General features: G+C 51.5%; 9 protein-coding genes. 8 read left to right on the forward strand and 1 reads right to left on the reverse strand.

The features are described from left to right. The first annotated feature begins 117 nt into the window (after positions 1 to 117). The 3 genes from AC6RNO_RS01270 to AC6RNO_RS01280 all read left to right on the forward strand — a co-directional run bounded on the left by AC6RNO_RS01270 (position 118) and on the right by AC6RNO_RS01280 (position 2415). Complete coding sequence (locus AC6RNO_RS01270; protein WP_474680849.1) at positions 118 to 543, forward strand: VOC family protein; 426 nt, start codon at positions 118 to 120, stop codon at positions 541 to 543. A 174-nt stretch (positions 544 to 717) separates the two neighbouring features. Then, positions 718 to 1923 (forward strand): aminotransferase class I/II-fold pyridoxal phosphate-dependent enzyme, encoded by a 1206-nt coding sequence (locus tag AC6RNO_RS01275; protein ID WP_497104280.1) that lies wholly within the window; start codon positions 718 to 720, stop codon positions 1921 to 1923. Between the two features lie 93 nt (positions 1924 to 2016). Continuing rightward, on the forward strand, positions 2017 to 2415 hold the full coding sequence (locus AC6RNO_RS01280) for an effector binding domain-containing protein (RefSeq protein WP_497104281.1): 399 nt from the start codon (positions 2017 to 2019) through the stop codon (positions 2413 to 2415). 99 nt (positions 2416 to 2514) lie between these two features. Here AC6RNO_RS01280 and greA read toward each other — a convergent pair whose 3' ends face one another. After that, the gene (gene greA / locus AC6RNO_RS01285) at positions 2515 to 2991 is read right to left on the reverse strand and encodes a transcription elongation factor GreA (protein ID WP_474680852.1); all 477 of its coding nucleotides are present in this window, start codon (positions 2989 to 2991) and stop codon (positions 2515 to 2517) included. Positions 2992 to 3214: 223 nt separating this feature from the next. On the opposite strand from greA, the gene AC6RNO_RS01290 reads away from it, so the two are divergent. From AC6RNO_RS01290 to AC6RNO_RS01310, 5 genes are all read left to right on the forward strand, one after another. Continuing rightward, positions 3215 to 4966, forward strand: coding sequence for a histidine kinase (locus tag AC6RNO_RS01290; protein ID WP_497104282.1), 1752 nt, complete (start codon positions 3215 to 3217; stop codon positions 4964 to 4966). Further along, positions 4959 to 6404 carry a response regulator gene (locus AC6RNO_RS01295; RefSeq protein WP_497104283.1) on the forward strand — a complete coding sequence of 482 codons (1446 nt, stop codon included), beginning with the start codon at positions 4959 to 4961 and terminating at the stop codon, positions 6402 to 6404. The genes AC6RNO_RS01290 and AC6RNO_RS01295 overlap by 8 nt, the downstream gene beginning before the upstream one ends. Positions 6405 to 6536: 132 nt before the next feature. Continuing rightward, complete coding sequence (locus AC6RNO_RS01300; RefSeq protein ID WP_488436555.1) at positions 6537 to 8252, forward strand: extracellular solute-binding protein; 1716 nt, start codon at positions 6537 to 6539, stop codon at positions 8250 to 8252. Between the two features lie 87 nt (positions 8253 to 8339). Next, on the forward strand, positions 8340 to 9230 hold the full coding sequence (locus AC6RNO_RS01305) for an ABC transporter permease (RefSeq protein WP_474680856.1): 891 nt from the start codon (positions 8340 to 8342) through the stop codon (positions 9228 to 9230). Positions 9231 to 9247: 17 nt separating this feature from the next. After that, a complete protein-coding gene (locus AC6RNO_RS01310; protein WP_488436556.1) occupies positions 9248 to 10141 on the forward strand; it encodes a carbohydrate ABC transporter permease in 894 nt (297 codons plus the stop codon). The last annotated feature ends 198 nt before the right edge of the window (positions 10142 to 10339 follow it).

Genomic DNA, 10339 nt, shown 5'->3' on the forward strand with positions numbered 1-10339 from the left:
ACTGCCGGCTCCGTTTTTTAGTTTATGACAGTTCTTGTCACTATTATAAGCTAGAATGGAGAAGTAGAACAACCGGATGCATCCGGTAAAAAAACGAACTTAAGGAGTTGTCGGACGATGATTATGCAAATGGTCCCATTTATTATGCTGGACGGAAATGCCCACGAAGCTATTGAGTTTTATGAAAAATCGCTGGGTGCCAAGGTCGTTTTTAAACAGACGTTTGGGGAGGGCCCGGAGGACCCTCAAGTCCCTATACCCGCGGAAGCCAAAAACCGTGTGGCCCACTCCGTGCTGAAAATCGGGGAAGCGGAGCTTATGGTTTCCGATACGCTAACAGGCCAAGCTTATCCAAAGGGAGCGCAGGTGAACATCTGCATTGTGGTGGACGAAGCGGACCATTCCAGGCAGTTGTATGATGCGCTGCGGCAAAACGGCCAAGTTAACATCCCGCTCGGCGAAATCCATTTCAGCCCTGCATACGGTATGGTGACGGACAAGTTCGGCGTCACTTTCCAGGTGTTCACCAAGCGCCCGCAGTAATTTCTATCCAAAGCCGGTTTGAATAGAAGTTTTCGATTAGACATGAGAAAACAAATCAAGTATGATACTTGTAATTTAGCTGACTGGTAATCTGGAAGCTAGGGATGGCCGCAGTGCTTTGCACGCAGGCTGCCCTGGCTTCTTTTTAATTTGCGAAAAAGGCAGGTCTTTCTCATGTCCAATGTGCTGGAGTCATTAACTTTTGCCAAACGCGTTCCCGCCACGCCGTCCATCGGCAGCACGACCGTTACGAAGCCGGGCCATGTCCATTTGTCGTTCGGATTTGCGGCGCCGGATCTGTTTCCAATCGACGAACTGGAAAAGGCAGCCTCGAAAGCCATAGCTTTGCAGGGAAGAAAGGCGCTGCAATATTCCGGCGGGGAAGGTCCCGGCAAAATATTGGCGTGGATCAAAAATCGCGCCCGCAAGCACGGCATTCAGGCGGAGAACGAAAACATTTTGGTCACCTACGGCGCCACGCAAGGCATTTCGATTGCGACGAATGCGATTATCGATCCCGGCGACCATGTTTGGGTGGAAGCCCCTTCGTTTTTCGGGGCGCTTCAGGCGTTTCGCGTCGCTGAGGCGAACATCACTTCTTTTCCGATCGATGAGAACGGGCTTCGCGTGGATGCGGTCGAAGAGGCGCTGAAGCAAGCGAAGCTGCATAACAAGCCGATTCCCAAGCTGTTGTATACGATGCCGACGTTCCATAATCCGAGCGGGGTTACGATGTCTCTAGAGCGGAGAAAGCATTTGGTTAAGCTCGCGGAGGAGTATAATTTCTGGATTTTGGAAGACGATGCGTATATGGAGCTGAATTTCACAGGCGAATACAACCAGCCGCTGTACACGTTATCGCCGCAGCGGGTCATTTATTTCGGCACTTTTTCCAAAATTATCGCGCCTGGCGTTCGTCTGGGCTGGATTATCGCCGACAAAACCATTATCGACAAAACAAGACTGCTGCTCTTGGGAGGCAGCGTAGGCGTTTTCACGCAAGAGATTGTCGGCATGCTGCTGGATAACATTGATTTTGAAGCGCATTTGAAGCGGCTGGTCGATCATTACCACAGCCAGCGGGACGTGATGGCCGGCGCCATCCGGAGGCATTTGGGCAGTTATGTCGGATTTCATTTGCCGCAGGGCGGTTTTTTTATATGGCTCAAGTTTGAAGAACGGTTCAATGCGAGCCAGTTTTTGCGATTTGCCGAGGAACGGGGCGTCAGCTTTGTGGACGGGAGGAGTTTTCATATCGCTGCGGAGGGCTTGAATTATGCGAGAGTTTGCTTCAGCTACGTCAGCGCGGAAAGCATCGAGGCCGGCATAAAAACGTTGGCGGATGCTTACCACGATTATGTAAGTGAACTTCATTCGTAGCCGAACGGTAATAGTTGATGCCTGTCCAAATTCTTGATATACTTATTGTGAGAACATACATTCGATTCAGTAAATTTGAAAGGAAGAAAACTTGTGAAATTAACAATCATTAATAGTTTACGAACTAATAATTTTAATGATGATCTTTTGCTGCAAAAGATTGGAGGATTGTGGAAAGAGGCTTTTAATCGTCTAAATAATCGAGATATGATGATCTACGGTGTCTATCATGATTACGAGAGTGACTACAAGGGCGATTATTCGCTAAGCATTGCTATAGAAGATAGCAACAGCGAGCCTTCACTGGAAGTGCCGATTAACGCGAAATATGAAATCTTTAACGTGGACGCAACAAAAGAAGATGGGGTTATAAGCACTTGGAAAAAGATATGGGAACGTGAGAGCACAGGTACACTGGAGAGAGCGTATACATACGATTTTGAAAAATATGATCCGAATGGAGAAATTGAGGTTCACATAGCAATAAAATAGTTTACATGGGGAACCTATAGGGATAGGGTTTCCTTTATTTTGAAGAAAAGTCAGTTGCGCGGAAAGCGCATACTGACTTTTCTTTTTTTTACCCCGTCATTAATTCGCCGCTCTGATTTCAAGCAGTTCATACTTAATTTCGCCTACAGGCGCGTTGACGGTGATGATGTCGCCTACAGATTTGCCGAGGAGCGATTTTCCCAGAGGGCTTTCGTATGAAATTTTGTTTTCAGGAACGTTCGCTTCGGAAGGCCCGACGATCCGGTATTCCACTTTTTCGGAAAACTCCAAATCGTTCAGTATGACGATGGAACCGACGTGAACGGCGGATGTGTCGCCGATGTCAGCCACGCGGGCTACTTTCAGCATTTTTTCCAGCGTAAGGATTCTGGTTTCCATAAAAGCTTGCTCATCTTTGGCGGAATGATATTCGCTGTTTTCTTTTAAATCGCCGTAGCTGATAGCTGTTTTTATGCGGGCCGCCAATTCTTTGCGCTTTACGGTTTTGAGCTCTTCAAGTTCAAGCTCTAATTGCTGCAGTCCCTCGGGGGTTAAAAGAATTTCTTCATGTGACATTTTGGCATCTCCTAATGAATCAACGATATTTTTGAGTCTATATTGCATTTTACACTATTTCCGGCAGTCAAAGATAGCTGATAGGCGGCAAAAATTCATTTTCATGCAGCGGCTTGACTAGCCAAACCCGAAGAGGTTTAATACATTATGAGACAAACAACGGTTGACGATTCGCTGGTAATCGCGTCAGCCGTTTGTATTTTTGCAGCGGGGAGCAGTTAAAATGAGAGGGTTTACAAACGTGCTTTTTCAATGGTCGCAAAATTCCGTGCGGCGGAGTCTGGTGCTCAGCGTGCTGGCCGCCTCGATTTTGCCTTTAACGCTGTTTGGGATTATGACGTATTCGTCAACGTACTCCATTTTAAAAAATAAAATACAGTCCGGCATTCAAGCGAGCTTGAACCAGGAGGGGGTGGCCCTGGAAAATACGCTCAACAATCTGGACTTTGCATCCAAGCAGTTTGCGCTCGACGATAAAATCGTAAGCGAGGTGCAAGCTTATATGGACGAGAAGGACACTTATAAAAAAGCCCAACTGATGGAAAACATGCAAAAGAAAGTGATTTTGGTCAATTTTACGAATCCGTATCTCGGACTTACGTTTTATTATGCGCCTAACGCCTCCAATCCTATTATGTTCGAGAATTTGAGTGTGAACAAGGCTTTTGATCCCGGACGTTTGCCGCATTTCACGGATTACAACGGAGCTTCTTATGCCGGTCCCCATAAAACCGTCTACAGCGGGAGCAGCAATATGGTGTTTTCAGCTTTCCGCAGCGTTGCCACATCCGACAAGCGCGAGCTGTATATTTATTTGGAAACGAATTACAATTTGTTTCGCAATATTTTGAATCAACGCGCTTACGGCATGGAAGTTGCACATTTGCTTGTCAACCAGTCGGGCAAAATTACTTATATGGAAAATGCAGCGATAACGGACGAAGCCGGCGAAGCGAAGCTTCTCCAGGCGCTGCAATCGCAGCATGAGTACGGGGGCTACCTGATGTTTCAGCACGAGAGCGCGCAGGGCTGGAAACTGGTGACGCTCGTTAAAAAAACGACGTTTAACAGCGAAATCGACAGGTGGCTGCTGCGGACCGCGCTTTTCGGAGTAGGCACCTTGGTATTCGCCCTGCTGCTGGCTTATTTCATATGGCGCATGATTTACCGCCCGATGCGCAAGCTGAACCGTGAAATCGTATCCATGGTGGAAAACCGCGATATGCCGGTGCAGATGACGCAGGTTGCGGAGTTCGATTTTCTGCTCGAAAATTTTCAGGTCATGAAGGAACAGATCAACCGGCTCATAGTCGAAGTCCAGCAAAACGAGAAGCGGAAAAGCCAATTGGAGATCGAGAAGCTGCTCACGCAAATCAATCCCCATTTTCTTCACAATACGCTTAATTCCGTGCAGTGGCTGGCCAGAATGAACGGGCAGAAGGAGATTGACAAGCTCGTTTCCCTGTTGGTCAAGGTGCTTCATTACAACATGGGCAAGCAGAGCATCATTGTGACGATGGATGATGAGATTGAAGCTCTGAACAATTATATGGAACTGCAAAAGCTCCGGTACGATCACGATTTTGGCTTTACCGTCGAGGCGGAGCAGGGTGTCGGCCAGGTGCTGGTCCCGAGGTTCATTCTCCAGCCGCTCGTGGAAAATGCGATCTATCACGGTTCCGGCGACCGGGAGGCCCGCATTGAAACGGCGGTGCGGTGGCTGAAGCCGGGAAGGGTGCGCGTTCAGATTACGGATAACGGGTCGGGTATGAGCGAAGAGGCGGTGCAGCGCTTGCTGGTCGAGGATGAAACGGCAGGACCGCGCGGGCTCGGCATCGGCATTTCGTACGTGCACCGGCTGATCCGGAAATATTTTGGCGATGAAGCGCAATTTTCGATTGACAGCCGGGTTGACGAAGGCACGACGGTGACGATCGATATTCCCGTGAAAAATAAGGAGGAGCTGGATGATTAGAACGATTGTAGTCGACGACGAGAAACTTGTGCGGAAAGGATTTATTTCCCTGATCGATTGGCAGTCTTACGGAATGACGATCGTCGGCGAGGCGGGCCATGCGAGAGGCGCGTTGGAACTGCTGAGTCAATTGGAAGTAGACTTGCTGATCACCGATATTACGATGCCGGGCATGTCGGGTTTTGAGCTGATTGCTGAGCTGCGGCGCCAATATCCTCACGTTTGGACGGTTGTGCTGACGTGCCATCATGAGTTCGATTACGTGCAGGAAGCGCTGCGCCTCGGTGCCATCGATTACATCGTGAAAACATTGATCGAGATGGACAGCATCGACGAGGTGATGAACCGGATTGTCGAGCGCATCCGCACGGAGGAGCGGATCCGCCAATCGATCGCCTGGAATGCCGGCGAATCCGCCTCGGCAGCGGCACCGGTGCAGGAAGCGCTGGCGTTCGTTCCGGCCGAGGATTCGCCGGCCGGGCAAAAAGAAGCGCTGCGCCACGCTTTCGGCGAGCTGCAGGAGGCGGGGGAAGCGGATCGCCCCGTCTGGTTGATCCCGCTGCGCCAGCAGCGGGGCGGCGGCGACGTAGGAGAGAAGCTCCGCAAGCTGCACTTGTCCGGCGGGGGCGGGCGGGCTCTCCATCTGACCGGTCTTGCGCCGGACTCATTGTCAGCCATGCGGGACAAGCTTGCCGGGCAAATCCGGGCTTGGCTATTTTACGAATGGAAGCCGGGTTCTGCTTATGCCGGCGTATCGGCCACCGAATTGGACGCAGTCTCCAAGGCGCAGCCGGATGAAAGCTGGGGGATGCGGGCTCAAGCGGCTTTGGAGCTGAGATGGGCTTTGTACCGGGACGAGTGGGAGTCTTTCGTGGCGCATATCGAAGCCGTCCGTCCCGGGGAACGGGATATCCGGCTGCTGGCCCGCGGGATTGTAACCGAATGGAAGGAATGGTTTCACTGGCATACGGAAGCGCCGCATCTGCTTGCGGAAGCAAGCCGGATAGCGTCATGGGCGGAGTGGAAGCGCTGGTTCCGGGAAATGGCGCACGAGGTGATGCGCAGATCGAACGAGCTTGAGCTGTCCAGGGAAGTGATGAGCAGCCTGCTGAAAGCGATGCTGTATATGACAAGCCGGCTTGGCGACGGCGATCGGCTGAGCCAGGAAAGCGTCGCGCTCCATGTCAACATGAGCCGAAGCTATTTCAGCCAATGCTTCAAGCGTTTTGCCGGAGATTCGTTCGGCCATGTGCTGAGGGATTTGCGTTTGCGCAAAGCGGAAGAGCTGCTGCTCGGCACCGATGATCCCGTTTATGAGATCGCGGCCCGCGTCGGCTTTGAAGACGACAAATATTTCAGCAAAATGTTTCGCGCCAAAAACGGCCTGCTGCCTACGGAATTCCGCGTTTCCAAAGCCCGGGGTACGAATTTGGTTTAATGCCGGTAGAAATTCGTCCGAAATCTCAAGACAGCCGCACGAGCCTGGGCAACGGCTTTCTCTCCCGGTCTTTGCCAGGATTCCTATACAATAACGGTGTAAGCATTCGACATACAAACAAGGGGGATTACGATGAAAGTTACTTTGAAAGTGTTTACAGCCTTCGTATCCGCGGCACTGCTCGCCACTGCATGCAGCAGTGCGCCCGATAGCGGGAAGAGCCCCGGCACGGCCAACGGCGACGCCAATTCCGGCAAAGCGGCAACGACCTCCGAAACAAATGAACAACTGGCCTATCAAAAATACGATCAGCCGGTCACGCTGAATATCGGCTTTACGCTTCCTGAGACGAACAAGCTGGCCTCCGGAGACACCAACGACAACAATCCCGTATCCCGCTATCTGGAGAGCTTGACCAATATTAAGGTTGTGCACACCTGGGAAGCGAAAGGCGGGTCCCCCGGCACCGATCCGTATACGCAAAAGGTGAATCTGGCGATGGCCAGCAGCGATTTGCCGGACGCATTGGTCGTAGACCGCAACCAGCTCCGCAAATTGGCCGATAACGACATGCTGGCGGATTTGACGGATGTCTATAACAAATATGCGTCCAAGCTGGTCAAAGATATTTATCAGTCCACGGGCGGCAAAGCGCTGGAGGACGCCACATTTAACGGCAAGCTGCTCGGATTGCCCAATGTCGCCATCGACGCCGATTCGCCGAACTTGCTGTGGATTCGCAAAGACTGGCTGCAAAAGCTGAATTTGCCCGAGCCGAAGACGATTGACGATGTCGAAAAAGTCGCCAGGGCGTTCAAGGAGCAGGACCCTGACGGCAACGGCAAAGCGGATACGGTCGGAATAACCGGGGACAAAACCGTCGTCTGGGGGCAAAAGCCGAACAGCAGCGGCTTCGATGCGGTGTTCGATTCGTTCCATGCTTTTCCGAAAAACTGGATTAAAGACAAGGACGGCAATGTCGTCTACGGATCGATCACGCCGGAAAACAAACAGGCGCTCGCCAAATTGCAGTCCTGGTATAAAGACGGGCTGATCGATCAGGAATTCGCGCTGCGCAAGCAATCGACGGAGCTGATCGTCTCCAACAAAGCCGGCATGTTCTTCGGCCCATGGTGGGCGCCTTACTTCCCGCTCGGCGATGCCGTAACGAACGATACGAAAGCGGAATGGATTCCGCTGCTGGCTCCGACGGATGCAAACGGCAAGTACGTCACCCACATGGCTCCGGTAACGGACCGCTACATCGTTGTGCGCAAAGGCTACAAAACCCCGGAAGCCGTCGTCAAGGAACTGAACGTGTTCACCCGTCTGGAACGCAACCAGGATCCGAACGCCGAACAGACGAAAAAACTGACGGATTACGAATCGCAAACCGGCGTGCACAGCCGCAATTACTATCCTTTCGATCTGCTGCTGGACTTTGCGGACGCGATCGTGAAGCGCAGCGACAACGTGCAAAAAGCGATGGCTGGCGGGCTTGACCCGAAAACATTGGATCAGGACACGAAGCAGCTTTATGATTTTGCCATGAAAGATAAAGAAAATCCGAAAAAAGACATCAACGCGTGGAAAGCGTCCTACGCCTTCCTGGTCGGCGGCGATGCGGTCAAGAAGCCGATGGATAAAGTGTACAGCGTATTTTACGGCACGACCCGCACGATGGAAACGAAATGGTCGACGCTTGAGAAGCTGGAAAACGAAACGTTCCTGAAAATTATTATGAATCAGCAGTCCGTAGATTCGTTCGACGATTTTGTCACGCGCTGGAAATCGCTTGGCGGCGATGAAATTACGAAGGAAGTCGCAGCGTCGGCGAAGTCCAAATAATCGCAAGTCAGGCAGGGGCTCCCGGCTGTAGGGTAGCTGCAGGGGCCCCGATCCAATCAAGCAAGCGGAAAGCGGTGAGATCATCCGATGAAAATGAATCGCAATGAGCTGCATTACCATCTCATGCTGCTGCCCGGTATGATTCTGCTGGCTGTCTTCAGCATCGTGCCGATGTTAGGGGCGGTCATGGCTTTTCAAAATTTTAAGCCTTCACGGGGCATTTTCCATTCCGAATGGGTCGGCTTCGATAATTTCGTGTATATGTTTCAACTGCCGGACAGCAAGCAATTTTTAACGAATACGATCGTACTGGCCGTTGCCAAAATTATCGCCAACCTGATCGTGCCCGTCGTGTTTGCGCTGCTGTTGAACGAGGTCAGGATAAGAAGCGCCAAAAAGTGGATACAAACAATCGTATATTTGCCTCACTTTATGTCATGGGTACTGCTGGCAACGATCTTTTTCTATATTTTTTCCCTGGACGGCATCGTCAATCAAATGCTCGGCTTGCTGGGCATGAAGAAGATCATGTTTTTCGGAAGCAATACCTGGTTCCCGGTCATTCTGGTCGGAACCGACGTGTGGAAAGAATTCGGCTTCAATACGATCATCTATTTGGCCGCCTTGACATCCATTAATCCCGCTTTGTACGAAGCGGCGGGGATCGACGGCGCCGGCCGCTGGAAGCAGCTGTGGCACGTTACGCTGCCGGGGCTCCGGACGACGGTTATTTTGCTCGCTACATTGGCGCTGGGGAACGTGATGAACGCCAACTTCGATCAAATTTTCAATATGTACAATCCTGTTGTGTACCAGTCTTCGGATATTATTGATACCTACGTATACCGTGCAGGCCTTGTCGACCTTCAATACAGTCTGGCGACGGCTGTCGGGCTGTTTAAATCGGCTGTCAGCTTTATTCTGATCGTCGTGTCTTATGTGCTTGCCGGACGATTTGCCAATTATCGAATATTTTAGCGGGGAGGCGATAGCCTATGGTGGGCAGTAACAGTATTCGCAACCGGATCGCAGACGGGGCCATCCTGGCGATTCTGATCCTCGTTTCGCTCATATGCCTTTTTCCTATTTTGCATACGCTGGCCGTATCCTTTAGCAGCAAAGCGGCGGCTGACGCAGGGCAGGTTATTTTGTGGCCTGTGCAGGCGACGGGGTCCAGTTACACGAAAGTGCTGAACGACAGCCAATTTTACAACTCGTTCGTAAACTCCGTGAACAGGGTTGCGCTCGGCGGGGCGATCAACTTCGTGCTGACCGTTTTAATGGCTTACGCGCTATCGAAGGAAACGGCGGAATTCCGCATGCGCAATGTGTATATGTGGATTCTCGTCTTTACAATGCTGTTCAACGGCGGAATTGTGCCGTGGTTTATGACGATCAAGCAGTTAGGGTTGATCGATACTATCTGGGCGCTCGTGCTTCCGACCGGAGTCAACGTGTTTAACGTCATTTTGCTGATGAACTTTTTTCGCGGTTTGCCGAAGGAACTCTCCGAAGCCGCAGCGATCGACGGCGCAGGACCGTGGTACACGATGTTCCGCCTGTACGTGCCGCTGTCGCTGCCGGCGATCGCAACCGTCACGCTGTTCAGCATCGTGCATCATTGGAACGCCTTTTTCGACGGGCTGGTGCTGATGAACAAACCGGAGCATTATCCGCTGCAGACGTATATTCAAACGTTGTTCGTGCAATTGACGGGAAGCACGATGCCCGGAATGTCCCCCGAGCAATTAGCCGAAGCTTTAGCCGTATCCAACCGGACGTTCAACTCGGCCAAAATCATTATTTCAATGGTGCCGATTCTTATTCTGTACCCGTTCATCCAGCGATATTTCGTTCACGGAATTACGCTCGGCTCCGTGAAAGAGTAGCTTGAAAAAGCTTCAACCGCGCAGAAAAATCTGCCAGGTTGAAGCTTTTTTTTGCGTGCCGGAAAGTCAGACTGCTGCAAAAGCGGCACGCCGGGAGGCAGCACTATCTGCTTGGCGTGCAAACATCAGGCGGTTGAAGGGCCCTCCTGTCAGGGAAGCGCATTTGCTTGGCAACGCGGGGGGGGGGGGGGGGGGGGG

The sequence above is a fragment of the Paenibacillus sp. sgz302190 genome (assembly GCF_059820445.1).